We start from the raw sequence: 24,373 nt of genomic DNA on the forward strand, positions 1-24,373 counted from the left end.
AGATCTGCAACCTGCCGCTCCCCGCGCATCTGCTCCTTGATGGTATCGACGACAGGTTTGCCGTCCTCGTTTTCTGCGGAGAGCATTCCCTCCACGTTTTCCATCAGGAAGGCCTTGGGCTGATAGTGGTCGACGAAGCGGAGAAACTCTTCGTATAGAAGGTGGCGTTCGTCACTCTGGTTATCACGTCCCTCAATTGAGTTGATTTTGCTTCGGCCGACCAGGGAGAATGTGGGACATGGTGGACCCCCTGCGACAAGATCCAGTTCTCCTTCATCGAGGCCGAGGTCCGGTGGCTGTTCCTCACGGATGTCCCCCACCGTCATTTCACATTCATGGTTCGCATCGTAGGTGGGCTTCGTATTTTCCTCGTGATCAATTCCCCATAGAACTTTGAAACCGGCATCGTGGAGGCCTTGTGATAGGCCTCCGGCCCCGCAGAAAAGGTCGATAGCTGTGAGACGTTCCTCAGTCATCTGTTCAGACGAATGTAGCGGCGGTCGTTTAAAGTTCCTATTCGGGCCATGTATCTATCTTGTGTGTATATTGTAATCAACTTAAATACTTCGCCTCGGTCAATCCCCCATACTGAATGGACGTCGAGGAATATTCGTGGGTGAAAGCCAGCGAGTACCGTGAGAACCTACTGCTATCTCTTGAAGACAAGCCTCGAACACCGAAAGAACTCTCAGAGATGACAGACTACTATCTAAGTCACGTCAGCAATGTTCTATCCGACCTGGATGACCATGGACTCGCAGAATGCATAACGCCAGACCGGAAGAAGGGACGTCTATGGCAGGCAACCGAGAAGGGCGAGGAGATAATTGAGGATCTGAAAAGGTGACTCAGCAAGCCTCACTCCCGTTTGGAAGAACTGACATTACAGTCGAAGAACTCGAACAGCTAATCGATACAGAGGAAGCCGCCACACAGGCGGAAAAGGGAGGAGTGAACGATGCGAAAAAGCAGATTGAAGATTTCATTACCTGCATTCCGAATCTTCTGAACTGGTTAGAAGATCACGGACGAAGTTATCCTTGGAGGGAAACGAAGGACCCCTGGAAAGTCTACCTTGCTGAGATCCTGCTCCAGCGGACACGAGGTGATGCGGTTGAGAAAATATACTCAGACCTGATTCAACGGTTCCCGGACCCAAAAGCTCTCAATCAGGCCTCAGAAGAGGAAATCAGGGAAGCGGTTCACTCTCTCGGCTTCGTAAACCACAGACAGAGGACGTTAGAAGAGGTTGGGAGGATTTTTATCCAAGATTTCGATGGAGGAATTCCGGACTCCATCGAAGATTTGAAGAAACCCTGGCGTGTCGGCGACTACTCTGCGAGGGCGACCCAACTGTTCGCAAGAGGAAAACCTATGTCCTTGGTTGATTCCAACTTCGCCAGAGTGATCGGCAGAGTTCTCGGCTACGAGATGCCACAGCAACCTCACAAGAGTGATGATGTGTATACCTTACTGGATGCGCTCACACCAACAGATCCAGATGTTGCACGAAGTTTTAATTTAGCTATCCTCGATCTCGGGGCTCTCGTATGCACTCCTAACAGTCCGGATTGTGAATCGTGCCCTATTAGCGCTACCTGCCAGTACTATCAGTCTGCCAAATCTGAGGGACAATAACTATGGCGTATTTTTGGCTGAACCAGAAAGGAGCGGACGGAAGCAACTACCACGACGAGGTCGGAGAGGTCTACCACTATAGAGGGAATACACCAGGAGCAAACCAACTTTCCGAGGGAGATAGATTCGTCTATTATCGTCCCGGAGATTACATTCTATTCGGAACTGGTGAAATAGATCACATTAAACGAGAAGAACAAGATCTGGATTCCGACTCTGGAGTCACAGTGGACTATTTCGCACATATCACAGACTATCGACCGTTTGAGCCCCCAATTCGGTTGAAGGGCGTCAATGAGAGCGCGGTGAAAGACAAGATCTCCTTCCTCAAGGACAAACCCGGGTTGACCGGGGTTCCCCAGCATAGCATACATGAAATCTCTCGAGAGGACTATGAAGCAATCATCGAAGCGGCCGAGAAAGAAGTGGGACCAACAGGGGCAAGAGAGTAGTCGGCCTAGTGCGAGAATTAACCGATGAGCCAATACTATGTTACTAAACTGGTGGTTGAATCCGATAGTGGAATAAAGAGGTCCCCCGCTGGTCCTCCGGATCAACCTTCCTAAGAGTGCTATCGAGGCGATTATTAACGATCTTCTTGAGAAAGAACAAGAGGGAGCCATATGGGAGCATCCGATTGGGCGGGCAGGATGTGTATGCAGCTTGAAGAGGAGTTTGGCGTCAGTGAGGATCGAGCCCTCCGTATCACGACTCTCGTTCGACTACTTCGCGGAGAAGGATATGAGGGTGTATTTGGTGAGTATGGGACCGAGCGCCACGAACAAGTCCAGAAACAACTAATCGATGACCTCGATAAGTCCCTTCGTGAACAGCCCGGGGACACAATTGAAGAGCGCTGGAACAGCTTAATGGACGAATTGGACTGCCAGAGTCGTGCTGACAAGGGCGTAACCTCATTCCTTGGGAAAAGCACGACAGCGATGACTGGCAGAACCCAGGCGTCACACGCTCCCGCCCGTGAACCGATTCCGGAAATTCCCGGAAAACTTTGTTTTCCACAAAGCGAATCGCGTTACAGCGTAGGTATCGGTACAGTCAGAATAGGTCAAAATGAATCGTTTCCGGAAACGACCCGGTCACGTTTTTAGTACTAGCCGGAAAACCGTTCTATCAAGCAAACATGATCCGCGATGCTCGCGTTCTCCGGGCCGGGTTCGTTCCTCGGGAAGTTGAGCATCGCGACGCCGAAGTCAACCACCTCTCTAGCGTCCTCGAGCCCATCACGAACGGAGAGCCTGCCGATACGGCCATCGTCACCGGACCCAGTGGGACGGGAAAGACGTGCATCTCGCAATTCGTCACCGAACGCCTACGTGAGGAGGTGCTCGACGTCGAGGCCACCTACGTCAACTGCTGGCGTAACTACACCCGATTTCGGACCCTCTACCAGATCCTCGACGACCTCGGCGCGACCATCGACATCCACCGGCAGTCGACGCCCCACGACGAACTCGTTGATCGCCTCCAGCAGCATGACGGCCCGCGAACCGTCGTCATCCTCGATGAGGTCGACCAGCTCGAAGACCCCAGCGTCATCTACGACCTCCACAGCCTCCCGCAGTTCGCGATCATCTGTATCGCGAACAAGGAAGAGGAGCTGTTCAGCCGCGTCGACGACCGCCTCGTGAGCCGGCTGCGCTCCAGCGAACACGTCCGGATGGACAAGTACCACGACGAGCAGCTGTACGACATTCTGAGTGCGCGGGCGAAGTGGGGCCTCGATGAGGACGTCATCACCGACGACCAGCTCTACCGGATCGCCGACGCGGCCGCCGGCGACGCCCGCCTCGCAATCGGCATCCTCCGAACGGCCGCCGGCAAGGCCGATCGCGAGAACCACGAGCGCATCACCGACGATATTCTCTTGGACGCCGCCGAGGATGCTCGGGCCCAGATCAAGCAGAAGAGCCTCGACTCGCTCACGCCGCACCAGCGCGTCGTCTACGACATCGTTCGCGAGCACGGCCCGGTCGGGCCGAGCGAGATTCACGAGCGCTATACCGAGGACGTCGATGATCCGCGGACGAAGCGGACTATCCGCACGTACCTCTCAAAAATGGAGCAGTACAACCTCCTCGAGGCGGAAGGGACAAGTCGGGACCGAGAGTACTCGCTCGTCGATTCAGCGGCGGCGTCGCCGATGCAGTAACGGTGACCCCGTCAGCTATCAGGAACTGAACTCGCCAAGGCCCGATTGCCCGTGGTCCAGTGGCTCGATGACTTGGGGATCGTCGTTGCCGGGGTTGTTGACTCGCGTCGAAATCTCGTAGGCGTCCAGATCGTCCTTCGGGTACGGCTGGCACAGTTCCTTGCGGGTGTCCGGGTCTGCGGCGAGCCAGTCGGACTCAGCGTCCTTCGGGAGGACGACCGGCATCCGGTCGTGGATTGAGTTCATCAGGTCGTTCGGCTCCGTCGTGAGAATCGTGACACACGAGATCGTCTCATCGTCGCCCTCCCAGACGTCCCAGAGCCCGGCCATCGCGAATACGGGGTCGTCCTCCCGGTAAATCCGGTAGGGCTGCTTCGACCCGCCGTTCGGCGATTTCCACTCGTAGAACCCTGATGAGGGGACGAGGCAGGGACGTGATTCCCACGCCCGCTCGAAGACGCGTTTCTCGTCGGCAGTCTCGGAGCGAGCGTTGATGATGCCCTCCTCGGGTTCGTCCGCCCATAACGGAATCAGCCCCCAGTGGTAGGCGTCAATCTCGTCGGGATCCTCGTTCGTGATGATGTGGAGGTCGTGGCCAGGCGCGATATTGTATCGAGGTGTGTACCCCCCGTCCGCGACGACCTCGGCGTCGAAGCGAGCCTCGAGGTCAGCCTCGTCGATGAAAAGCGAGTTTCGGCCACACATACATCCGGGTCCGGCCGGGAGAGTCTTCAACGTATCTGGTAATGTGAAGGCTGGTTCTGTTGTTCCCTCGTTTGATGGTAGATTTGGGGATGATCGGTGAGTAAAGCGATCGTTCTTCGGTTTGTGAGAACTCTCGGGGGCGAGGCTTATTCCCCCGCCATGCCATTACCGTAATATCATGAGTGACGAAAGCAGGCCGGAGCCATGTGAGGACTGTGAGCCCAAACTTCTCAAAATCGCAGTAGGAGAAACGTACGAATGTCCGAAATGTGGAATTGAGTGGGCTTCTGACCCGGGCGGCGTATGGCCTGCCGATGAGGTGCCTGATGATGGAATCCATCCCGAAACCCGCGAGATGGACGATGTGATACTTGAATAATGCCGTGAAAGCAAGCCCACTTACGACTGTTTCACCGCAGATGGTATGTAATCAAGGGGATTTCTACAGAGCCGAAAAAGCTCTGAATCGTGCGATTAGAGCTCGGTCGGGGGCAGTAGCTCACAGAGAACAGCTGCTTGGTCAAGAAGTGCGTCGAAGAGCCGATCAGTCGGTCGATATAGCGCGTGGTGTTCATCAACAGAGTATGGGGTTTTCTCATCTTCTGTGTGTGAGAGAAATCCGCACTCGAGAAGCGGAGCAAGGGTAGTATCCAGCGCAGTTCCGGAACGGCCAGATTCGACTTCAAGCGTGTGCCGGGAGAACTCAGAAAGGAACCGCGTACAGCAACTCAGGACGTGAGCACGTCGATCAGCGAATAGTTCGTTGATTGCAGTACGATGGGTTCGAGTCCAATAGTCGTCAAGCTTAACGTATGTACGGACGATAGGGGACATTTCGTTCAAGGAACCATTAGCATGGACGATTCCCAGGTCGTTGAGCGCATGTTGGTCTTTGGTGTCCAGAGACTCGCCGAGGGGATGGAGAACAGTTTGAAGCGCATCGTGGTACCGTGAAGTGAGGAATTCCCCGGCAACAACGTGGGCGTTCACGATATTTCGAGTTGGATGCATTGACTCGTGGTGATCGGGGTTTCGGTGGTCGACGTGCGTTTGTGGGTAGCTCATAGAGCACATCTTCCAACGTGGCGTTGAGCATTAACATTCCGAGCAGTCAGGCTCGAGACTGCAACTGTGTAGGTTTAACCAACACTCCGCCGTCAATACGAACGAGTGTTGGTTAACACGAAGAACGATTGATTCAGGAACTATTCTCGGAAACAGGATCCAAACGGAGACAAGTCGGGACTGTACCAGGATTGGAGGCGATCAAGTCGAGTTCCCTGAAATGCGGAAGTGACACGCCGCGGCTTATCGGGAACGTAGACCTCTAGTCGAGTATGGGAGAACACTCAACGTCGAACCGTTTGGCGGTGGATCAACCGACACGGGGAGCTGACCGCAATCGGTCCCTCGCTGACCAGGCCGATCCGACTACAGACGAGATGCTGTTGCCGCAACTCGACGACGGCATCACGCTGCTCGACGTGGAGGGGAGCCGTGGCGTCCCGATCCTGCAATCGCTCGTCCTCGATCATCTTCTTCTCCACGACGGTCCCGCCTTCTGGGTCGACGCAAACGGACACGCGACGACGATGACACTCGCCCAGATCGCGCCCTGTCAACGGTTGCTCAACCGAATTCACGTCGCCCGCGGATTTACTGCGTATCAGCACTACGGCGCCGTCTGTGATCTCCCGGCAGCGGTGAACAAAGCAATCCAGATGTCCACCGCCGATGCCGAGGCGGCCGGTCGGGGGGCGCCAGGTTGTGACGAGGAGACGTCGCCCCACACACCCGCCCTCATCGTCGCGCCGGCCGTCGACGTCCAGTACCGCGCCGACGATACCCTCGGCGAGACTCACGCGAAAACCCTCCAGGCTCGAACTCTCGCCCGGTTGGCGACCTACGCCGATGGGTACGATATCCCGGTGCTCGTTACGCGAAACGAACGAAACGAATTCACCGGGTCAGTCGCGACAGCCGCCGACCACCACCTGGAGTGTGAGCAGACTCGAATGGGGCCACGGGTCGTCGGCGAGGATTTCGAGACGCTCGTCTATCCCGTCGAGGACGGCGCGTACTACCAGACGACGTTCGCGTACTGGCGGCAGCTGCTCGCGGCACGCGCTACGCAGGTCGGAGTGGAACCGACGACGCCGGCGCCGCCGACGCCGACTCCGGAAGGCGTCGGGACGGGCGTCACCGCTGACGGTGAGACGGTGGCGGCCACCGCGGATCCCTTGCTCGATGCGTGGACGGCGAGCGGTACAGGGGGTCGATAGCGATGGGGCGTACGAATCCGACCTACCGAGATGCGTTGCGGGCCATCGAAGAGCGCTGGGCGGAGTTCCGGCGGGCACTCCGTCGTCGCGACCAGCCGCGATTCGACCGGTTGTTCGAGTACGCCCGCGAGCACGCCGACGCGAGCGGGTTGTTGAACCACCAGAACCCGCTGCTGCCGGCGCTGCTCAGCATCGATCTCGAACAGGAGGCCCGCCTCGACGACCACGAAGAGCGCCTCGGGGAACTTGAGACCGCACTCAAAAACAAGGGCGGAAGTACCGAGAGGCAGTCTGGTCACGACTCCAATGACCGGGAAGTTTGATTATGGGAGTATACAATAGGACAGATATGGCAAACAAAGAGCAAGAAGAGAATCCCTTAGCGGATTTGTATGTCGATGCCAGTGAGGATCGGGAAAGAATACGGGACGCGATCTCAGGCTTGATCGGAATTGATACCGAAACCGCAAAGCCAGTCCTGCGCGAAAAGTTCAGTTCCTCAACATCGAAGAAGCAGTTTACAGCGCTTCTACTGTATCGGCGAGCCTTACTGAGCCTCGATGAGCTTGAAGAAGATGAGACAGTCGGGCAAGACTCAACCTATTTTGCAGACCTGATTGGTGTTGACGACAGTACCATCCGACACGCAGCGACCGATCTGGACTTTGCCGTTAATGACGACGAACAAGGAGGGTACCTCATTCCGCCTCATAAAATCCATCAGGCTACGAAATGGCTTAATTCAGGCGAGGAAGATTGATGAGTTACGCGACACCCCGAAAGGACGCCTCCGTAGGAAATCTACTCTCTCTGTGTGAAATTCTTCGAGAGGGCCCCCTCCCTCGCGAGGAAATCTATGAGGAGGCAGACATCGGGCGAAGTTTAGTTAGCGATACAATTGAATACGGGACTCGACTGGGATTCCTAACAGACTCGGAAGGGGAAATTAAAGCGACTGAACGGGGGATTGGTGCAAGCTATTGCGACGAGGGGGACAGTGATCTTGAAGAACATATCATAGAAGGGCTCAGCGAGCATGATCTCTACAGAGATGTACTCGAAACTCTGGCTCCAGAAGCACAAGACAGCGGGGTAATTACAAAGAAAGATGTCCTCCGGACCTTCCGAACCGAGATGGGATTGAGTGGGAGTGAAAGCACGTTAGGAGATGCTGCAATAACTTTCCTGCAAACACTCGATGCTGGTGGGTGTGGGGACTATATCGTCGGTCGGCGTGGAAAAGAATCTCGGGTAGAGGTTACGGAGGACTTCGAAAATATCGTAGAGAAGATAACAACCGTAGATACTGAAATTGGACAGAGTGACCGAGACGCGTCTCCGAAATCGAGTGCTAATCCCGAAGCTGAACCAGACACCTCCGAGAGGGATACCCCATCTCAGCGAAGTCCGACTCAGGACGGGAGGGGCCAACACAAGTCAGTGAATCGAACTCAATCAGACTCGTTCACTGTCAGTCTAGAATTGAGCGGTGATGATGAACCCGAGAGTGTTGAACAACTGATTCTCGCAATACGTCGCGGTCTCGAGAAAGATCTCAGCAACGAGTTAACGAATACGGGTGGAGTAGGGGGTGATTCTGCAAACAATCAAGATTCTGAAGAGGATTCAGACTCTACAGACCAATCACTAGATTCTTTCATGAGTCAGGATACGGCGAATGAGGAAAACGGAGGCGAATAGCGAGGAAAGGTCCAAAATATGACAGAAATAGTATAGTTTTTACGTTAACAGCCCGTGGGTTCTCCTAAGAATGGCCTATGTCTAATCAGGCCGCTTCCGGGAGTGAAGCTTCGGAGGCGAGCTCCCAAGATGAAATCCAGATTAACGAAGCGGGAGACACTCTTCCCGTCGTCGAAGTTCTTACTGGAAGAGGGGTGATTTTAGGTAAATCAGGCAGCGGGAAGAGTAACACGGCAAGTGTCGTCGTAGAGGAACTGCTCGAAGACGGCTATCCAGTACTGATCGTCGATGTCGACGGGGAGTACTTCGGGCTCAAAGAGGAGTATGAACTTCTACATTTAGGGGCGGACGAAGAGTGTGACTTGCAGGTCGGGGCTGAGCATGCAGAGAAGATCGCGGAACTCACCCTCGAGGAGAACATCCCCGTCATTCTCGATGTGTCCGGGTATCTCCATGAAGAAGACCAGAAGGAACTAATCAAAGAAGTCGGGCGACATCTCTTCGCGAAAGAAAAAAAGCTGAAGAAACCGTTTTTATTCCTTATTGAAGAGATTCATGAGTATATCCCAGAGTCGGGGCTCGACGATGCTGGGCAGATGCTCATCAAAATCGCAAAACGAGGACGAAAACACGGTCTCGGGCTCTGTGGCATCTCGCAACGCCCCGCAGATGTCAAAAAAGACTTCATCACCCAGTGCGACTGGCACGTTTGGCATCGTCTGACCTGGGAGAATGACACGAAGGTCGTACGCAGAGTCTTGGGGTCGGAATATGCGGAGACAGTCAAAGACCTCGATGATGGTGAAGCGATCCTCCATACGGACTGGAATGACCAAATCAGGCAAGTTCAGTTCCGTCGAAAGTATACTTTTGACGCAGGGGCGACGCCGGGGCTGGAAGAGATCGAGCGGCCGGATTTGAAATCTGTCAGCAACGATATCCTCTCGGAGCTGGAAACGATATCCGAAAGGAAACAGGCCGAGCAGAGTGAAATAGAACGCCTCCGATCTGAGCTGGAATCACGTGAGGAGCACATCAGTGAACTTCAAGAAGAATTAGAGAGGTCTCGTGATGTTAGTGACCTCGCAGAGCGGTTTACTGAAGCTCTCCTTGAGGCTGATGGCCAAAGAAAATCTTCGGAGACGATTGAGGAAACCGTTGAAGAGATACGGAAAGAAAAAAACGAGCAGATACGTTCGCTACAGGAGGAGAATCAGAAGCTCCGCCAGGAGAACCGAGAGCTGCGCAACCGAATTCAGGAACTTGAGGAGGCCGCCGATCACGTCGAAAGCATCGAGACCCTCAACGAGAATATCGAAGAAGTGTCAGAAGCGTATCTTCGATTGGGTGAAGCACTCGGTCTGGACCCTCAAGAGAAAGAGATAGAACAGCTCCAAGAGCGCGTTCAAACGCTTCAAAAAGAGCTGTCGACGCAATCAAACCCTTCAACCGAGCAGCCCAGCGAAACGGCCGAGAAGAGTGTTCATACCTATCAAGAATTCCTGAGTGACGAAGCCATCCAAGACAAAATCACGTCTGCAAAGGATGATGCAACGTCACCTCGGTACGTTGAGGGGGTCATCACAGCCATAATGGCGCATAATGAGTCAGTTACCTACGAACAAATCGCCGATGAGCTCAATATTAGTTCCACAGGCCATGTGGCCTCTGCAGTCAATGCTCTCCACAGTCGGGATGTCGTAACGAAATCAAAGAATGGTCGGGTCACAGAAGTCGACCTGAATATTGACGATCTTGATGAAATTCGTGCCGCTGCTGCTCGTCGAGAGGCCTCAGAAGAACTCATAAGCAGTATCTGACTACGGCGTAGCGGCTTGATTATCAAGCTCTGCTGACAGAACTAATTCTCCCTGGGTCTCGTCTTCTGCAATCTCAGTGTACGTGAGCCAAGGGACGAGTCGATTGGCACGAGTTTGAACGGTGACCTCACTCCATCCTTTAAGATGGGTTTCTGAAACCCGATTCATCACAGTTTCCGCACTAAACCCTCCGTCTGGAGCTTCTTCACAGAATGCTTGAACTAACGGGATCTGTAACAACTCTTCAGCGAGTATCGATTTCCGGTTGCCAATGCTGGATTGTTGCAACTCTCTTCCTCGGTCAGTTACAACCGGACCAGTACGAGTATAGTCAGCAATCCCAAGCGCATAACAGGTCGATAGGGTCTTCTCGACCGTTTTTGTAGACATCTCCGTACTCGCCTCCAAATCTTCACGAGAGTCTGCCCTTGAGATGCGGGGGAGTAACTCAAAAACCTTCTCCGGGGCAACGCGGGGACAGTTTGCTCCCCGCGGATTTTCTAAGGGCTCCGTTTCGACCGATACCTGTTCGGGGCTCGAAGCGAGAACGCCGTCAGATCTAGTACCGAGATCAAGATAGCTAATCCAATGGGCATAGACAGAGCCATATGATCGAAAAGTATCTTCAGCCGCAGCACCAGATTTAGTCTCGAAGCTAATTAGCCGACCAGCTTCTTCGAACGTCATTGAGTCGTCCTGAATCTGATTGAGGAGCTTTGAGACACCCGGAAGCTCCTCAAAAGCCTCGCGTAGAGGGGTGAGATCCTGCAGTTGGACGACCCGCCTCGAGTCTTCAGTCACTGACAGGTGGCCATCTTCTCGGTTAACGAGACCGAGAATGACGCCATCGTGAATTTTGTTCATAGCTGTCTTACGCGAATTGCCGAGCCCTTCAGCGACTTCGTCAGTAGTAGATGCCCCACTAGTGATTTCTCCGAGGACATCTTCCGTGTGCTTCGGGCGCCTGAACAGCCGTTTCGTAGTCATTAGTCCCCACCCCCCATCGCATCCTCAATTTCATCAAGAGCCTCCGGAAGGTTCTCAACGAGGACTTCGTGTTTACTTTGCCCCTCCTTCGATAGATACCCCGCTTCGCGAAGTTTCTGAAGGTAATTCCGAACCGTGCGGTCACTCTTGTCGAGACGGCTGTAGAAGAACGACGACTCCAGTTCTGGTTCATCCACGAGGTTGCCTTCATACGCGAACCGTTGCCCGATGAAGTACACCAGAATCTGGAGTTCGGCATCGAGCGACCGGGCCCTGCTGTCAAGATTGATAGTCCCGTCACTATGCAGGTCGAATAGTTTCTTGACGCGGTCAAACTCCGATTCTAAGATCGTCGCATCGTCGACGACGATCTCCTCGTTGATTCGCTCACTCAGATCCATTGTTTGAACCCTCCTCGACGGTTTTCAGGGCGGTCGCAGTCAGTTTCCACAGCTGTGCACGTCCGTCACTACCTGTCCGAAGAATCCAATCACGATCCTCCATACGGCCCAGTACGTCGCTCATATTACCTGCAGGTTGGACTCGACACTCACGATAGGCATCCTCGATATCACCAACCGTGAACTCGTCAACCCCACGTTGGGTTTCAAGGTAGTACGCGATAGAGAGGGATCGCTCAGTGTGACTCGAAGGATCGTTCTCCTCAACGAACTCCCTGATGTTCGCTCCAGCGGTTGGCTGGTCTGTCCCATCGAGTCGATTTTCGAGCTCCGTGACTCGCTGCTCCAGTTCCTCAACCTGTTCTTCGAGGCTCTCAGCGCTGTCACTCATCGGTATCATCCTCGTTGATATAGTCACGGACTTGGTCGATACTATGCGAGGGGATTCGATAGGTACCGTCGTCACCCTCGATCAGGCCCTCATTATCTAACTCCCTTACAGTGGGGTACACCGTGTTCTGGTTAACCCCACTTTGTGTGCTAATTTCACCGGGAGTCATCCACTCGGACTCGACCATATCCAGTTCCGAACGAGCCTTCTGTGCGAGCAGTACTATCAGCGTCTTATTCTTTGCCGTCTGATCCCGAAATCGGTCTTGAGGGATAAGGTCTCCACTCTGTTTGCCAATTCGGATGTGCTCCTCCAGTAGATCATGGAGGATCTCTTCATGCATCTGTTCCTCGTCAACGAGCAAGTTTTCGAGCGTTTTCTGGTTCTCGGACATCGACGTTTTCCATTCACACCCCCATATATTTAGTTCTTTGGCAATCTTGTCTCTTTGTCCACGGATCCATCATCTCGGAAGACCCCACGTTATATAAGTGATTCCGGTTATTGGCCACGCTTTAGAGATTGCCAAGTTGCCAAAGACGTTTGAAGGGCAAGATGATATAAATGAAGTCACCATTTCGGAGATGGCTTGGAGGATCCGTAGTTGAAAGCGAATATTGGTCAGGAAGCATACCGTGTTGTCATCCTGTCGCTTGTATTATTAAGCGTTCAATGATTTCATCAACAGATGAAGGCTTGTTCGAGTACAGTGGTTAACACTGGTAGACGAATTCCGGAAATCATTCCAGAAAAAGGGACAAATACCCAAAACAGTAGTATATGTACTTGAGAAGGGTTCCTGAAGTCCGTTCACCAAAATGCGGAAACGACACGCCACGGCTTATCGGTGAGTCGACTATCCTAATGACATAGTGCCGTTCAGTATCGACTTTCTGGACGACGGCCGCGTACTGGAGTGGGAAACAACCGCCGACGGCGCCGTCGCGACCGAGCGCGATGACTACACCCCACGCTTCTACGTCGCCGCTCGCGACCCAGCGTCCGACCTCGACCCCACGACGCTCCAGTCCGTGTACGACCAGCACCCGGATGTCGTCGCGACCGAAATGGTTGCGCGACAGCCGGGCTTTCGACGGGACGAGGAAACCGTTCTCGCGGTCGACGTCGCCCACATCGACCGCGTCACCCCACTCGCCCGGCAGGCACGCCAGCTGTCGGACTATCCAATCGGAGATCTCGCCTGTTTCAACGTCGACTTCTCGCGAGAGTTCCGGTACTGTCTGGAGACCGGCGCCGATCCGACGCCGGCGAGCGAGCTGTCGACGCTCCGGCTCAGCGTTCCGGTGACCGAAACGAGCAACGACGTCTATGGGGAACTGTCCGTCGCCGGCGACACAGTCACCGGCTCGCCGACGGATCTCCTGACCGCCGTCCAGGGGGCACTCGACACACACGATCCGGACGTCCTGGTCTGCTCGACGAGCGAGATCGTCCCGACCCTGTACGAGATGGCGACGGCTACCGGCGTCGACAACTTCTCGCTGAGTCGGTGGCCGGACATCGACTACCAGCAACTCGCGAGTCGATCGACATACTCGAGCTACGGCCGTGTCGGCCACTCACCGGCGCGATACAACGTGCCGGGCCGGGCGATCATCGACGAGAGTAACACGTTCTTCTACGGGGAGACGAATCTCGACGGCGTCCTCGATCTCGTTTCGCGGTCGAAGAAACCCGTCCAGGAGCTGGCGTGGGCGTCGATCGGCAACGTGCTGACCGCGATTCAGATCTGTGAAGCCCACAACCGCGGCGTACTCGTCCCGTGGAACTCATGGCGCCACGAGTTCTTCAAGCCGATGGGGACGCTCCACGACGCCGATCGCGGCGGCTTCATCTTCGCTCCTGAGGTCGGCGTCCACGAGGACGTCCATGAACTCGACTTCTCCTCGTTGTACCCGAACATCATCTGTACCCGGAACGTCTCGCCCGACGTTATCCGGTGTGGCTGCCACAGCGACCGTGAGGACGTCCCCGGCCTCGGGTACTCGATCTGCGACGAGCGGGGCTATCTCGTCGACGTCCTCGAACCCATCATCGATGCTCGTGACGAGATCAAGGCGGCCATCCGTCGCGAACAGCAGCAGGACGATCCCGACGAGGACCGACTCGCAGAGCTTGAGGGGAGGTCGGGTGCGCTGAAGTGGATTCTCGTCGCCTGCTTCGGGTATCAAGGGTTCAGCAATGCGAAATTCGGACGGATCGAGTGCCACGAGGCGATCAACGCGTTTGCTCGCGAAATTCTGCTGACGGCGAAGCAACGCTTGGAGGCCGGTGGCTGGCGCGTCGTCCACGGCATCGTCGACTCCATCTGGGTGACGCCCGATTCCGACGTCGACGACGATGACCGCGAGAACCTCGAGGCGCTCGCGACAGAGATCACGGAGACCGTCGAAATCCGACTCGAACACGAATCCCACTACGACTGGGTTGCGTTCGTCCCGCAGCGCGAGAGCGACGCTGGCGCGTTGACGAAGTACTTCGGGAAAGTCGCCGGCGCCGACGAGTTCAAAGTGAGAGGTATTGAAGCGCGGCAGCGCTCGACGCCACCGTTTATCGAGAAGAGCCAGCGGGAGTGCCTCGAACGATTCGATGCGACCCGGTCACCGGAAGCAGTCCTCACCTCCCTTCGAGATGCAATCGATCGCCTACACGCCGGCGAGGTCACGATCGAGGACCTCGTCGAACGGAATCGCGTTTCCAAGCCGCTGGAGGGGTACACGCAGAACACCCAGAACGTGGCGGCCCTGAAACGGGCTCGCGACCAGGACCTCGGCGTCCATCCCGGACAGGATATCGAGTACGTGGTCATCGACGACGAGAAGAACTCACGAGAACGGGTCGCCCTCGCTCACGAGGATATCGAGACCTACGACGCCTCATACTACGAGACACAGCTGATCCGAGCTGTCGAGAGCGTGCTGTCACCACTCGGATGGGACCGGGCGGACATTCGACGAGAACTTGCGGAGACACGGGAGATGGATCTTACAGAATTCACTGCGAACCCAAGCGGGTGATTAGGTATTAGATAGCAGTAACAGCCTTCGATTGGCTCATTTTGTCACCCCGTACGCTGAGCCGACGACGGAACCTCGATCAAAGGACAGATGTCACCTGAAGTGAGCAAAAACACGTGTTGGCGTCGGGGTAAATCCCATTCACACTCTGGGGGGTGCCCCGGATCAGCAGGACACCCCGGAGTGTGAATGGTGGAGAACTCAATCACACCGAGGGTGGATAACCTATATGTGAATGGGGTGAATTGGTCCGTCCATGCCAAACAACGATTCCACGCAAACAACCGTCGACGAGATTTTGAACGTCGATGAGGGGGATGAGGAAGACGAATCAGATATTTTTGAGAAACCGTGGTTACTTGAGATCGATAACGTTCCTGACGCCAATCGAATCGTCGGTCGAGACGATCACATCACGTTCTTGGCGAAGAATCTCCGGAAAATGCGGACAAATAGCGTCCCGGATAACGTCCTGGAGTGGGGTGAAACCGGGACGGGGAAGACACTAGTTGCGAGACACGTCTGTGAGCGACTCGAGGCAGCAACTGTAGGAACGGACTCCCCGATCGTTACTGCATACATTAATCCGGATCCCATCTCCACGTATACCTCCACCTTCAGAAAGATAGCAGAACAGGTGAACGCGAAAGCAGAGAACCCGCTCGAGGTCCCGTATCAGGGCCTCTCAGCAGAACACTATCGGGATCAGAAGTTGTGGCCCGTTGTTCAGAAGGAGTTCTCTGGTGGTCTGGTGGTCATTATCGATGAGATCGACAAGCATGGAGAAGTCAACGAAGTACTCTACACACTGTCACGGGCACAGTCAAAAGATGACGTTGAGTTCCCAGTCGTTACAATCGGGATTTCGAACGACATCGAATTCAAAGGAGAAATCGAGTCACGGGTTCAATCGACTCTCCAACCGGAACACCGGACCTTCACACCGTACGAAGAAGACCAGCTTATCGCAATCCTCGAAAATCGGCGAGACGCATTTTATGATGGTGTCCTCAATGGCGAGGTTATTCCAACAACAGCGGAACTCGCAGCTGAAGAACACGGCGACGCACGACGCGCAGTTCGATTGTTCCGGAATGCGGGCGAGATCGCCGACGAAGAAGGCGACGATATCGTAACCGCGAATCACGTTCTCGAAGCTGACGAACTTGTCGAGGTTGAACTCTTTATGGAGATGGTGAAAGGGACCCCGTTGTCCGGGAAGTTACTCCTGTTTGCTCTTACACGACTTGACCGAAATAATCCGGAGAAAGAATGGTTCCGAACATCAGAGATCCACGAGGTATACCAAACAGTAGCACGAGACGTTGAGGTGGAGCCGAAGGGGTACAATCGTGCGCTTGAGCTTCTGAACAAGCACGTGACGACAGGAGTTCTCGAATCGAAAAAGAAGGAAGGCGGAGATCAGGGGAAGTTCAGGTCGTATTCGCTCCAAGGAGACGTTGAGAGTACACGAACTGGACTGATCAACTCGACGCCGGAACTCCAGACGTTGATGGGATGGTGACACCCCCACCCCTCGGTGTGAATGGTCCCCCATAGGAAACGACGGTTGTAGAGATAGAGCGGGAGTTTGAGAAGCAGGCTTGTTCGTCTGAAGAACCTAGTACGGCACGGAGAGCGGCTTACACGTTCTGCCACAGTAGCTGACCCGACCCGCTACTGCACCGCACCGCAGCTGTAGTTATCTTTATTATACCTTAGTCTAAACAGTCCTCCGAGTAGATGTATTCTGAAAGGCGAGGCCTTGTGCCGAAGCCGAAGGTTCGCCACTGAGGCGAGAGCCCTCCCTAGGGCGTGAGGACTTCTGCTGTTAAGGACTTCTTAATCGCGGTACCCTGGGTGGTGGACCATTCACACTGAGGGGTGTGGGGGTAAACGAGGCGTAATCTATCTGCGGGTTGCTCTGTCTTCTCTCGGCGTGAAGTCTCGTTAGAGAGTGGCGGTTGGTATCCCATTCACACCGAGGGGTGTCGGGTAAATCGGTCCCATTCACACTCTGGGGGGTGCCATCTGCTACGCTACGAATCACGTTGAAACGAACATCAGGCTACAGTTCCATCTCATCTACTCGTCGGGATTCACCGGCCCTTTGTACTTCGATGTCACCGAATCGCCATCCCGCCACTGCCAGTAATAGTAGCGGTTATCGTTGATCTCCTTGATCGTGATCGTCGCCTTCGCCGGCACATCGTCTGGGAGGTCATCATGGTGCTCCTCGACATCGGCGTCGTCCGCTTCCTCCTCGAGACGAGCTTCACGCTCCTTGTGTTCGGCCAACGCCTCGGCGTAGCTGGCAGCGTCCCGAAGATGCTCCGGTGTGGCTTCGTTGAGGGCGTCGACGATCTCCGTCGGGAGGTTCGCTGGTGGGGACGGTGGTTCGTAGGACATCGATTCTCTCCCTGTTAACCAACACGGACTCTCTACCCATAGTTTTGTTGGTTAAGACGATGGGCAAGCTCTTGTTTCTCTCTGCCTGTAACACTACTCGAAACCCCTTTATATACAAGTTTCGTACTATGTTACACCGTGCTCCGGCGCATCGAACTCGAGGTCCTCGCCACAGCCGACCGCGGCGACACGATCTCCGAACTCGCGACGAAGCTCGACCACAGCGAGAGCTACCTCTCCCGTGCCGTCGGCGACCTCGTCGAGAAGGGGCTCATCTACACGGAACGCGACGGCCGCCGAAAACGAGTCGTCCCGTCGGATGCTCGTGCCGTCGAACTCTATCAGGACCTCGTCCGTCAGCACTCCCACATCGACTTCCCCGAGCTGTTGACCGGCAAGGCCCTCGAGGTACTCTACTATCTCGACAAGCCACGAACCGTCACCGAGATCGCTGACCGGAGCGACAACTATCGCAATACGGTTAACCGTGTCCTCAAGCGATTCCGCGACCGTGGTCTCGTCGGGACGGACAACGGCCGCTATGACTTCAACGCTGATTTCGACCGCCTCCACGAGTTCGCCCAGGAACTCGCACACCATCTCCATCGCCACCGCCTCGAAGCCGTCGCCTCGAAGGGCACGATTCTCTGGGAAAACTACGACGAATTCCTCGCCCAAGCCGAGACGGAGATCGACGCAGACGGGTTCCACGGAACCGGGCTCGCTCGATTCGCGGCCTTCGACCTCCAGTTCCTGCTCACTGACCATCGCTACTACCGCTACTCCGAGACTCTTGACGAGGTCTCGCCGGCGGAGCTCTGCTGTCACACACTGTTGATCGACGACGGCAGCCGCCACCGTTCGTACTGTCTTCTCCTGCTCAGCCACGTCGACGTTGACGAAGAGGACCTCCGAGCGCAGGCGGCGACGTATGGACTCGAAGACGAGATCGACGCCTTGCTCCGCTACCTCGAGACGCACGGCGAGGTCGACGACGACCGGCTCCCGGAGTGGGACGAGTTCCAAGAGCTGGCGGCTGACTACGAGGTGCCACTACCACAATGAGACCAACATTCGGACGCGAGTACATCCAGAACGAATTCCGGCGAATCGGAAAGGGACTATCTGAACCGCTTACGGTCTACCTGATCGGTGGTGGAGCGATGTCGCTGCGCGACCTCAAGGGGGCGACGAAAGATATCGACCTGGTCGTCCCGGATGGCGACGCATACGGCCAGCTATGGGCCGTCCTGATGGACCTTGGGTATGCGGAGGTGCAATCGCTGGATCCAGATTACCGGGCGCTGGGGGCGACGAGCTGCGTCGAGAACGACGATGGGTGTCGCCTCGACATCTTCAACCAGCAGGTCGCGAACAAGCTCGTACTAACCGACGGGATGGCAGAGCGCAGCGAGCCGTTCCTCGACACGGATCGGCTGACAGTCCGGCTGGTTAGCAACGAGGATATCTTCCTGTTCAAGGCGATCGCCGGCCGCGACGACGACATCGAGGACATGAATATGCTCGTGCAGGCCGGCCTCGATTACGACGTCGTCAAAGATGAACTCGAAGCACAGATCGACCGGCTCGATGACGATCAGTTCGCAACGTTCGCGAACGAGGCCCTGGTCGAGCTCGAAGAGCGGTACGGGGTGACCACGCCCATCGAGCAGCGAGTTCAAGAACTGACGGAGCAGTACTACCGTGGGCTCGAAGTCCTCCAGGTACTCGACGAACCGATGACCGTCGATGAGTTAGCTGCCGAATTGGAGCTAGACACCGACGAGGTTCGGGACCGGATCGCGTATCTCGCGACGTTCGACCGGGTCCGTCGAGATGACGGGACTGTTCGACCGAGAGAATAGCCCTCCTCCGCCCCTACGCAGTGGGAAGCCGGCCGTCTGGTCGGGGGACACGGCCCCGTTTGATCTCGTAATCGACGCGACGCAGATGCTTGCAGCCACCTTCTGGTGAGCGCTGCTGCCAGTCAGGACAGGTACACGATTCGTCGATGACGTCGACTTCGTACCGATTTCCGGACGAGGACTGGACCTCATAGCGACCACCTTTCGAAAGGAGCGAGACGTCCATCGATTCGTTGACGGCGCGCTTCGTGCGGGGCTCAAGTTCGTCCTGTGACTGTGCAGTATCGTCGACGACCATCCGATCGCGAACGTCGCCCGTTCGGCCACCATCCGGAGCGACAGCTTCCGCAGGGCCACTGAGGCGCTCGTGGAGCATTTCCTCCACCGGATGGCCCTCCGGCCACAGGTAGTGTACCTCACGGCGCTCACGATGGTCGTAGGAGCCGCACGCCGCTGCGCTCCCAGTCCAGACGCGCCAGGCACCCAGCGCGGCCATCACGTCGACGATATCGCGTGGAACCGTCTGGTGGTCGTCCGGGAAGAACACCCGAAAGCGCGTACACGCCTCCTGGGGCGGGACAGTTTCCCACCAATCTTCGCTGGCGCTCCAGCTGTCGAACATCGCGTCGTCGCTGCCGTAGCCCACTGTGACACCGTCGATCGGCGTCCAGCCCGTCGGGAGGTGGTCTGCCTGCCCCTCGAGTATCCGGAGGACAGCGTAACGAAGGTACTCGTGGGCTTGGTTGTCCCTCTTTCGGGCGACCTGGTCGTGCTGCTCGGCGACGTGCTCGGCTTCCTCGAGGACCGTTGTGAGATAGTCGTTAGTCATGATTCACGGAGGTCAGAATGCGCCTCCGCCCCTCTGCGGGCGCAGAAAAACTTAACCAACAAAAGAGGGAGACCCGGGCAATCTGTTGGTTAACCGATTTAGGGAGCAGGCGGCTCTTCGAGCACGTCGATAAGTTCCTCTGCCGTCCGACTAATTCGTCCGAGCCGCTCGCGAACGACCTCGGGATCGTCCGATTCCCAGGCTGCGAGGTAGAACGCTGAGCCGCTGGTGTCGAGCCCGCAGTACCGCCCAACGACGTACGCGACGGCTTCGGCCTCGACTTCGCGTTTCGACCGCTCGGTGTCGTCGTCGACGTCGAAGTGGAGCAGGGCGTGCGCGTACTCGTGAACCAGCGTCCGGGCGAGATCAGCGTCGTTCTCGCGATCCCGTACCTCGACACGGGGCTGCATATCGACGAGACTCAGCTGCTCGCAGATGCCCTTCGCCTCGCCGTGCGTCCACTCCTCGGCTGGAACGATTCGCACCGTCACGTCGAGTTCATCAGCGGCGGCAGTCAACTGCTCGACGAGGTCGCCGGCGTCGCCGGTCGCTTCCGTGTCCAGGTCGGGGAACGGTTCGCCCTCGGTCTGGGAGACATCGAACACCGGCGCGGGCTTGAACCCGACCAGCCCCTCCGACCATTCCTCGGGTGGCGTCTCGTCGTAGTCACAGTCGCTGTTCTCGTGGTAGCTCGGCGAGTTCTCGCACTCCGGGCACTGCTTTGTGATGATCGGCGCCCAGATCCAGACGGCCGACTCGCCCTCCTGGACGTGCCGGTCGAACTCATCCTGCCACGTCCGGTAGCCCGCCACGCGCGTCGCCTCGGGGCACTGCTGCTTGATGAGGAGCGTGTTTCGGTAGGAGTAGTCGTGGAAGCGACTCTGGACGTCGAGCCACTCCTGGAACTCCTCGCTAGCCTGCGCGTCGTCGACGCCGGCGACGAGCTCATCGATCCACTGTTCGATCGTACTGTTCATCTCGTCGTCTCGCGTGTCGGTCTCCTCGAAGGAGACCGACGAGTTACTAGTCGTAGCCATTGTGTTCACCGAATTAAGTTCACGACGACTGCGCCTGTTCAGACCGCGCCGCACCCCTCCGGGGCGCACAAAAAACCGCTCGCGGTTAGCGGAGTTCGTGACGTTCGTCGGCGAAGCCGACCGTGACGAGGTACTCGAGGAACTCCTCGAAGCGTTCGACGTCGCTGGGCGTGTCAGTCGCGAGGTGGCGCGCCCACTCGATTGCCCACCGGAAGGCGGGATCCGTTCCGCCCTTGCCGTGTAGATACCACCAGCGAGCCGCTTTGAGAACCACTATGGGATTCGTCGGCGGGTGCTCGCTGGCGAGCCCGTGGGTGATGGACTCGATTTCCTCGGGGACGTCGTCGGGTTCGACGGTGTCTGATTGCGTGTTGTCGATATCGACTGGGATCTCGTCGATCGAGACGTTGTCGGGACTCTGTTGTTGACTCACTGGAAGTCACCTCTGAGAGCTTTCGAAGGAGCCCTCGCCCTCTCTGGGGGCCCGAAAAACAGGTCGCGAAGTCACGCCGGCGGCAGGTAGACGCTCTGCTCGCCGGCGATCTCCTCTAGGTTGTTCCGGTGACGGTGGCTGAAGTAGCACTCGTAGCTGCAGTATCCACAGATTGCGCCGGTATCGTACTCGGCGACGTACGGGCCGCGGCGAGTTCGCCAGACGTTCGTCCCGCACCCGGTACAGGCGGCGTGCTCGAGATCGGTAGGAGTCGGTCCCTCGTACTCGACGTTGAGCCCCTCGTCTCGCGGTGTCGTTTCGGGCCAGATTCCGTGGGTTCTCCAAAACTCACGGACGCGAGCGAGGCTGTGGCGCACCGTCTTTCGGACGGTGACGTGATCGGCGTTGCGACCGCTGTCGTCCCAGCCGTGGGCCGTCCAGAACTCACCGAACTGTGCGCCGCGATGGAGCCCGTTCCAGTCGACGCCGACGATGTCCGCCGGTGGCTCATCGGTGAGTGTCGGTCTGGTCAGCTGTCGAATGGCGTCGAGCTGCTTGGGTGGGCTCCCGCCGAGGATGTGGACGCGCCGACCGCGCCAGTCGGTTGGGTCGGAGAATTCGTGCGCTAAGCGGTCAGCATAGCCTCGTGAGTAGCCAAGGACGAGGTCGTCGGGAATCGCGTCGATCACCGCTCGGGACTTTGGGACGATGATGAGCTCGGCCTCTGGGTAGCTGGCCTGAATTTCGCGAGCAGCGGCGACGTGGGCGTCGACGTCGTCGCGTTCGTAGACGTCGCCGATGACACCGACCTGTGGTTCGTGCTCGAAAAAGCGATTGACGAATCGGTCCAGATCGGGATTCCGGAAGTCGTTATCGAGCATCCCAACAGGGATATTGAGGTTCTGATACTGCGTTTCTTGATACCTACAGTCCTCCCGAAAGCCCGGAAGATAGCCGAGAGCCAGAGCATCGGCGGCAAACGGGAGTCGATGAAGGAACGCAATATGGTCTGCTTGTCTTGCGGTAGCGATTTCGCTAGCAGCACTGGAGGTTGAACTGAGCTCGAGGGACATAACTGGGCTCGCGAGGCCGTTGCTGGCCGCCCCGCGCCCCTTCGGGGGCCGGAAAAACGGGATCTACTCGACGTTAACCAACACAGGATAGTGTCTTGCTCCGAACGTTGGTTAAGACAAGTCGCTACTCCTCACTCTCACGCAACTCTTCGGCTTTCCACTGGAGCTGACGCAAAATCTGTGTCCGGTTCTGGTGTGCGTTCTCGTAGGCAACACACTCCCGGAGTGTCTCCATATCCGGAATCGTCGCGATCCCGGCTTCGATCAGTCGATAATTCGGTGCTTCGAGGCGCTTCTCGGGAGGGAATGCGTTGTCACTCCCATCGCTGTCCGTGGAGTTCTCCATCTTGATCGCCCTCCACCCCTTGAGGGAGAGAAAAACAGACCAGACGACTACCTCATCGTCGCGGCCTCAGGCCATCGCGTCTTGGAACCGTTCACGCAGCGCATCCTCACGCTCCTCGAACTGGTCGACCTTCTCCTGCAGGTCGTCGCTGATACGCTCGATACTCGCGAGCGCCCGCTCGCCGGCGAGCGACGCCTGCGCCCCGCCGTCGTCATCCGCCTCAAGCTGCTCCTCGTAGGCCTGCTCGACGCGCTCGATGGTGCCCTCCGGGTTGAACAGGATGTCGTTGGCGATACGGACGTACTGATCGAGGGATGCGCCCTCCTTGCCCTGGAAGAAGTGGGTGAGCGCGTACGTCGCGCCGGAATGCAGCGTCCACATATCGATCTCGAAGGGCGACGTCGCGTTTGCTTCTGCATCGCCTGCCGCGCGCTCGGCTAGGTAGTCCGGGAACCCCAGCAGGGTGTAGAACTCCGTGACTCTGAACGGGAGCTCCGAGAAGTCGAGGTTGATGTCTTGGGCGTCCCGGATGAACTCGAAGAGGTCGTCGGCGACGAGTTCGACCTGTGCGAGGATTTCCTCCCACCAGGTCCGGAAGTTCCGCACGTCGCCAACGTGCTTGATGACCTCCTTGTCGGTGAGCGAGCGCATCGTGTTCGAACAGTAGCCGTCTTGGGCGAACCCCTCCACGTAGACGGCGTGCTCGCCGAAGAAGTCGTAGCCCGACGTGACGCCCATCGTGATTGGGTCCGACCGGCCGGGGAGCCGCACTTCGAGGCCGTCGAACATGATGTCCATGTGGACCTCGCCGCCGCCCCGGTAGCGCCGTATCTCGCCGAACATCACGTCGCCCAGCGGCGTCCCGTCGATAGTCTCCTCACGGAGAACCTCTTCCAGGGGACCGTAGACGTCGACCGGATTGATGATCGAGTAGCTGTCTGTGGGAATGTGGAACAACGAGTCCGTCTCCGCGTCCTCATCTCGGGCCTGCTCCCGAGCGCGACTCGGCTCGACGAGTGCGTTGAACCGCTCCGTCTCAACCCACTCGTCGGTGTACGGATTCTGGTACGCCACGGTCGTTTCGACGGCCTGCGGGAGCTCACGAATCGCTTCGGCGAACGTCACGATTTCTGCATTCCCGTGACGCTGTCGGTACCACTCGGGTAGTTCGGTGTCGGTACGCCCATCGACGCCGGCGAAGATGGTTCTGGACTCTGGATCTTTCATTGCAGTCACCTTAGAACAGGA

At 56.8% G+C, this 24,373-nt stretch carries 27 protein-coding genes; 14 read left to right on the forward strand and 13 right to left on the reverse strand.

Annotated features, from left to right (window positions below):
- A partial coding sequence (locus AB2U09_RS00840) for a DNA cytosine methyltransferase (protein ID WP_459190796.1) occupies positions 1-476 on the reverse strand: 476 nt, incomplete at its 3' end.
- A 116-nt stretch (positions 477-592) separates the two neighbouring features.
- Between AB2U09_RS00840 and AB2U09_RS00845 the strand changes: the two genes are divergently transcribed.
- From AB2U09_RS00845 to AB2U09_RS00860, 4 genes are all read left to right on the forward strand, one after another.
- Positions 593-847 (forward strand): helix-turn-helix domain-containing protein, encoded by a 255-nt coding sequence (locus AB2U09_RS00845; protein ID WP_254859902.1) that lies wholly within the window; start codon positions 593-595, stop codon positions 845-847.
- The gene (locus AB2U09_RS00850; RefSeq protein WP_459190797.1) at positions 844-1,638 is read left to right on the forward strand and encodes a hypothetical protein; all 795 of its coding nucleotides are present in this window, start codon (positions 844-846) and stop codon (positions 1,636-1,638) included. The genes AB2U09_RS00845 and AB2U09_RS00850 overlap by 4 nt, the downstream gene beginning before the upstream one ends.
- 2 nt (positions 1,639-1,640) lie before the next feature.
- Positions 1,641-2,090 (forward strand): hypothetical protein, encoded by a 450-nt coding sequence (locus AB2U09_RS00855; RefSeq protein WP_459190798.1) that lies wholly within the window; start codon positions 1,641-1,643, stop codon positions 2,088-2,090.
- Between the two features lie 689 nt (positions 2,091-2,779).
- Positions 2,780-3,808, forward strand: a complete 1,029-nt coding sequence (locus tag AB2U09_RS00860) for a Cdc6/Cdc18 family protein (RefSeq protein ID WP_459190799.1) — start codon at positions 2,780-2,782, stop codon at positions 3,806-3,808.
- An 18-nt stretch (positions 3,809-3,826) separates the two neighbouring features.
- Here AB2U09_RS00860 and AB2U09_RS00865 read toward each other — a convergent pair whose 3' ends face one another.
- A complete protein-coding gene (locus AB2U09_RS00865; RefSeq protein WP_459190800.1) occupies positions 3,827-4,513 on the reverse strand; it encodes an SOS response-associated peptidase in 687 nt (228 codons plus the stop codon).
- A 178-nt stretch (positions 4,514-4,691) separates the two neighbouring features.
- Between AB2U09_RS00865 and AB2U09_RS00870 the strand changes: the two genes are divergently transcribed.
- The 6 genes from AB2U09_RS00870 to AB2U09_RS00895 all read left to right on the forward strand — a co-directional run bounded on the left by AB2U09_RS00870 (position 4,692) and on the right by AB2U09_RS00895 (position 10,316).
- Positions 4,692-4,892 (forward strand): hypothetical protein, encoded by a 201-nt coding sequence (locus tag AB2U09_RS00870; RefSeq protein ID WP_459190801.1) that lies wholly within the window; start codon positions 4,692-4,694, stop codon positions 4,890-4,892.
- Positions 4,893-5,955: 1,063 nt separating this feature from the next.
- Positions 5,956-6,795: a hypothetical protein gene (locus AB2U09_RS00875; protein ID WP_459190802.1), complete on the forward strand. Its 840-nt coding sequence runs from the start codon at positions 5,956-5,958 to the stop codon at positions 6,793-6,795.
- Between the two features lie 2 nt (positions 6,796-6,797).
- Entirely contained in the window at positions 6,798-7,118 is a 321-nt protein-coding gene (locus tag AB2U09_RS00880; RefSeq protein WP_459190803.1) for a DUF8156 family protein, read from the forward strand.
- Positions 7,119-7,144: 26 nt separating this feature from the next.
- A complete protein-coding gene (locus tag AB2U09_RS00885) occupies positions 7,145-7,555 on the forward strand; it encodes a hypothetical protein (protein WP_459190804.1) in 411 nt (136 codons plus the stop codon).
- Complete coding sequence (locus AB2U09_RS00890; protein ID WP_459190805.1) at positions 7,555-8,496, forward strand: hypothetical protein; 942 nt, start codon at positions 7,555-7,557, stop codon at positions 8,494-8,496. The genes AB2U09_RS00885 and AB2U09_RS00890 overlap by 1 nt, the downstream gene beginning before the upstream one ends.
- Before the next feature lie 77 nt (positions 8,497-8,573).
- Complete coding sequence (locus AB2U09_RS00895; protein WP_459190806.1) at positions 8,574-10,316, forward strand: ATP-binding protein; 1,743 nt, start codon at positions 8,574-8,576, stop codon at positions 10,314-10,316.
- Here the strand turns inward: AB2U09_RS00895 and AB2U09_RS00900 are convergent, their stop codons facing one another.
- Genes AB2U09_RS00900 through AB2U09_RS00915 form a run of 4 tightly spaced genes read right to left on the reverse strand, consistent with a single transcriptional unit; the run spans position 10,317 to position 12,489 of the window.
- Positions 10,317-11,303, reverse strand: coding sequence for an AAA-associated domain-containing protein (locus AB2U09_RS00900; RefSeq protein WP_459190807.1), 987 nt, complete (start codon positions 11,301-11,303; stop codon positions 10,317-10,319).
- A complete protein-coding gene (locus AB2U09_RS00905) occupies positions 11,303-11,704 on the reverse strand; it encodes a hypothetical protein (protein ID WP_310916844.1) in 402 nt (133 codons plus the stop codon). The genes AB2U09_RS00900 and AB2U09_RS00905 overlap by 1 nt, the downstream gene beginning before the upstream one ends.
- Positions 11,691-12,095 carry a hypothetical protein gene (locus tag AB2U09_RS00910; RefSeq protein ID WP_459190808.1) on the reverse strand — a complete coding sequence of 135 codons (405 nt, stop codon included), beginning with the start codon at positions 12,093-12,095 and terminating at the stop codon, positions 11,691-11,693. The genes AB2U09_RS00905 and AB2U09_RS00910 overlap by 14 nt, the downstream gene beginning before the upstream one ends.
- Entirely contained in the window at positions 12,088-12,489 is a 402-nt protein-coding gene (locus AB2U09_RS00915; RefSeq protein ID WP_459190809.1) for a helix-turn-helix domain-containing protein, read from the reverse strand. The genes AB2U09_RS00910 and AB2U09_RS00915 overlap by 8 nt, the downstream gene beginning before the upstream one ends.
- A gap of 478 nt (positions 12,490-12,967) precedes the next feature.
- Between AB2U09_RS00915 and AB2U09_RS00920 the strand changes: the two genes are divergently transcribed.
- Together AB2U09_RS00920 and AB2U09_RS00925 are read left to right on the forward strand one after the other, a co-directional pair.
- The gene (locus tag AB2U09_RS00920) at positions 12,968-15,133 is read left to right on the forward strand and encodes a type B DNA-directed DNA polymerase (RefSeq protein ID WP_459190810.1); all 2,166 of its coding nucleotides are present in this window, start codon (positions 12,968-12,970) and stop codon (positions 15,131-15,133) included.
- Positions 15,134-15,389: 256 nt separating this feature from the next.
- The gene (locus AB2U09_RS00925) at positions 15,390-16,658 is read left to right on the forward strand and encodes an orc1/cdc6 family replication initiation protein (RefSeq protein ID WP_459190811.1); all 1,269 of its coding nucleotides are present in this window, start codon (positions 15,390-15,392) and stop codon (positions 16,656-16,658) included.
- A gap of 560 nt (positions 16,659-17,218) precedes the next feature.
- On the opposite strand, the gene AB2U09_RS00930 is transcribed toward AB2U09_RS00925, so the two are convergent.
- Positions 17,219-17,542, reverse strand: coding sequence for a DUF6788 family protein (locus AB2U09_RS00930; protein ID WP_459190812.1), 324 nt, complete (start codon positions 17,540-17,542; stop codon positions 17,219-17,221).
- Between the two features lie 138 nt (positions 17,543-17,680).
- On the opposite strand from AB2U09_RS00930, the gene AB2U09_RS00935 reads away from it, so the two are divergent.
- Both AB2U09_RS00935 and AB2U09_RS00940 read left to right on the forward strand, forming a co-directional pair.
- Complete coding sequence (locus AB2U09_RS00935; protein WP_459190813.1) at positions 17,681-18,607, forward strand: MarR family transcriptional regulator; 927 nt, start codon at positions 17,681-17,683, stop codon at positions 18,605-18,607.
- Entirely contained in the window at positions 18,604-19,407 is an 804-nt protein-coding gene (locus tag AB2U09_RS00940) for a DUF6036 family nucleotidyltransferase (RefSeq protein ID WP_459190814.1), read from the forward strand. Before AB2U09_RS00935 ends, AB2U09_RS00940 begins: the two co-directional genes overlap by 4 nt.
- 13 nt (positions 19,408-19,420) lie before the next feature.
- Here AB2U09_RS00940 and AB2U09_RS00945 read toward each other — a convergent pair whose 3' ends face one another.
- The 6 genes from AB2U09_RS00945 to AB2U09_RS00970 all read right to left on the reverse strand — a co-directional run bounded on the left by AB2U09_RS00945 (position 19,421) and on the right by AB2U09_RS00970 (position 24,352).
- Positions 19,421-20,236 (reverse strand): hypothetical protein, encoded by an 816-nt coding sequence (locus tag AB2U09_RS00945; RefSeq protein WP_459190815.1) that lies wholly within the window; start codon positions 20,234-20,236, stop codon positions 19,421-19,423.
- 98 nt (positions 20,237-20,334) lie between these two features.
- Positions 20,335-21,273, reverse strand: coding sequence for an ArdC-like ssDNA-binding domain-containing protein (locus AB2U09_RS00950; RefSeq protein WP_459190816.1), 939 nt, complete (start codon positions 21,271-21,273; stop codon positions 20,335-20,337).
- Between the two features lie 85 nt (positions 21,274-21,358).
- Positions 21,359-21,706, reverse strand: a complete 348-nt coding sequence (locus AB2U09_RS00955; RefSeq protein WP_459190817.1) for a DUF8013 domain-containing protein — start codon at positions 21,704-21,706, stop codon at positions 21,359-21,361.
- 71 nt (positions 21,707-21,777) lie between these two features.
- On the reverse strand, positions 21,778-22,779 hold the full coding sequence (locus tag AB2U09_RS00960) for a DUF6610 family protein (protein WP_459190818.1): 1,002 nt from the start codon (positions 22,777-22,779) through the stop codon (positions 21,778-21,780).
- Between the two features lie 124 nt (positions 22,780-22,903).
- Positions 22,904-23,125: a DUF8129 domain-containing protein gene (locus tag AB2U09_RS00965; RefSeq protein ID WP_459190819.1), complete on the reverse strand. Its 222-nt coding sequence runs from the start codon at positions 23,123-23,125 to the stop codon at positions 22,904-22,906.
- Positions 23,126-23,191: 66 nt separating this feature from the next.
- Complete coding sequence (locus AB2U09_RS00970; RefSeq protein ID WP_459190820.1) at positions 23,192-24,352, reverse strand: hypothetical protein; 1,161 nt, start codon at positions 24,350-24,352, stop codon at positions 23,192-23,194.
- Between the last annotated feature and the right edge of the window lie 21 nt (positions 24,353-24,373).

The organism is Halosimplex yunnanense, from assembly GCF_054504345.1.

Excerpts from the sequence above, each read along its gene's own strand:
- AB2U09_RS00880 (WP_459190803.1), top strand. The coding sequence starts at position 6,798 with ATGGGGCGTACGAATCCGACCTACCGAGATGCGTTGCGGGCCATCGAA.
- AB2U09_RS00870 (WP_459190801.1), top strand. The coding sequence starts at position 4,692 with ATGAGTGACGAAAGCAGGCCGGAGCCATGTGAGGACTGTGAGCCCAAA.
- AB2U09_RS00945 (WP_459190815.1), bottom strand. The coding sequence starts at position 20,236 with ATGACTAACGACTATCTCACAACGGTCCTCGAGGAAGCCGAGCACGTC.
- AB2U09_RS00885 (WP_459190804.1), top strand. The coding sequence starts at position 7,145 with ATGGCAAACAAAGAGCAAGAAGAGAATCCCTTAGCGGATTTGTATGTC.
- AB2U09_RS00925 (WP_459190811.1), top strand. The coding sequence starts at position 15,390 with ATGCCAAACAACGATTCCACGCAAACAACCGTCGACGAGATTTTGAAC.
- AB2U09_RS00910 (WP_459190808.1), bottom strand. The coding sequence starts at position 12,095 with ATGAGTGACAGCGCTGAGAGCCTCGAAGAACAGGTTGAGGAACTGGAG.
- AB2U09_RS00970 (WP_459190820.1), bottom strand. The coding sequence starts at position 24,352 with ATGAAAGATCCAGAGTCCAGAACCATCTTCGCCGGCGTCGATGGGCGT.
- AB2U09_RS00865 (WP_459190800.1), bottom strand. The coding sequence starts at position 4,513 with ATGTGTGGCCGAAACTCGCTTTTCATCGACGAGGCTGACCTCGAGGCT.
- AB2U09_RS00950 (WP_459190816.1), bottom strand. The coding sequence starts at position 21,273 with ATGGCTACGACTAGTAACTCGTCGGTCTCCTTCGAGGAGACCGACACG.
- AB2U09_RS00855 (WP_459190798.1), top strand. The coding sequence starts at position 1,641 with ATGGCGTATTTTTGGCTGAACCAGAAAGGAGCGGACGGAAGCAACTAC.
- AB2U09_RS00930 (WP_459190812.1), bottom strand. The coding sequence starts at position 17,542 with ATGTCCTACGAACCACCGTCCCCACCAGCGAACCTCCCGACGGAGATC.
- AB2U09_RS00860 (WP_459190799.1), top strand. The coding sequence starts at position 2,780 with ATGATCCGCGATGCTCGCGTTCTCCGGGCCGGGTTCGTTCCTCGGGAA.
- AB2U09_RS00915 (WP_459190809.1), bottom strand. The coding sequence starts at position 12,489 with ATGTCCGAGAACCAGAAAACGCTCGAAAACTTGCTCGTTGACGAGGAA.
- AB2U09_RS00845 (WP_254859902.1), top strand. The coding sequence starts at position 593 with ATGGACGTCGAGGAATATTCGTGGGTGAAAGCCAGCGAGTACCGTGAG.
- AB2U09_RS00875 (WP_459190802.1), top strand. The coding sequence starts at position 5,956 with ATGCTGTTGCCGCAACTCGACGACGGCATCACGCTGCTCGACGTGGAG.
- AB2U09_RS00965 (WP_459190819.1), bottom strand. The coding sequence starts at position 23,125 with ATGGAGAACTCCACGGACAGCGATGGGAGTGACAACGCATTCCCTCCC.
- AB2U09_RS00890 (WP_459190805.1), top strand. The coding sequence starts at position 7,555 with ATGAGTTACGCGACACCCCGAAAGGACGCCTCCGTAGGAAATCTACTC.
- AB2U09_RS00905 (WP_310916844.1), bottom strand. The coding sequence starts at position 11,704 with ATGGATCTGAGTGAGCGAATCAACGAGGAGATCGTCGTCGACGATGCG.
- AB2U09_RS00900 (WP_459190807.1), bottom strand. The coding sequence starts at position 11,303 with ATGACTACGAAACGGCTGTTCAGGCGCCCGAAGCACACGGAAGATGTC.
- AB2U09_RS00895 (WP_459190806.1), top strand. The coding sequence starts at position 8,574 with ATGTCTAATCAGGCCGCTTCCGGGAGTGAAGCTTCGGAGGCGAGCTCC.
- AB2U09_RS00940 (WP_459190814.1), top strand. The coding sequence starts at position 18,604 with ATGAGACCAACATTCGGACGCGAGTACATCCAGAACGAATTCCGGCGA.
- AB2U09_RS00960 (WP_459190818.1), bottom strand. The coding sequence starts at position 22,779 with ATGTCCCTCGAGCTCAGTTCAACCTCCAGTGCTGCTAGCGAAATCGCT.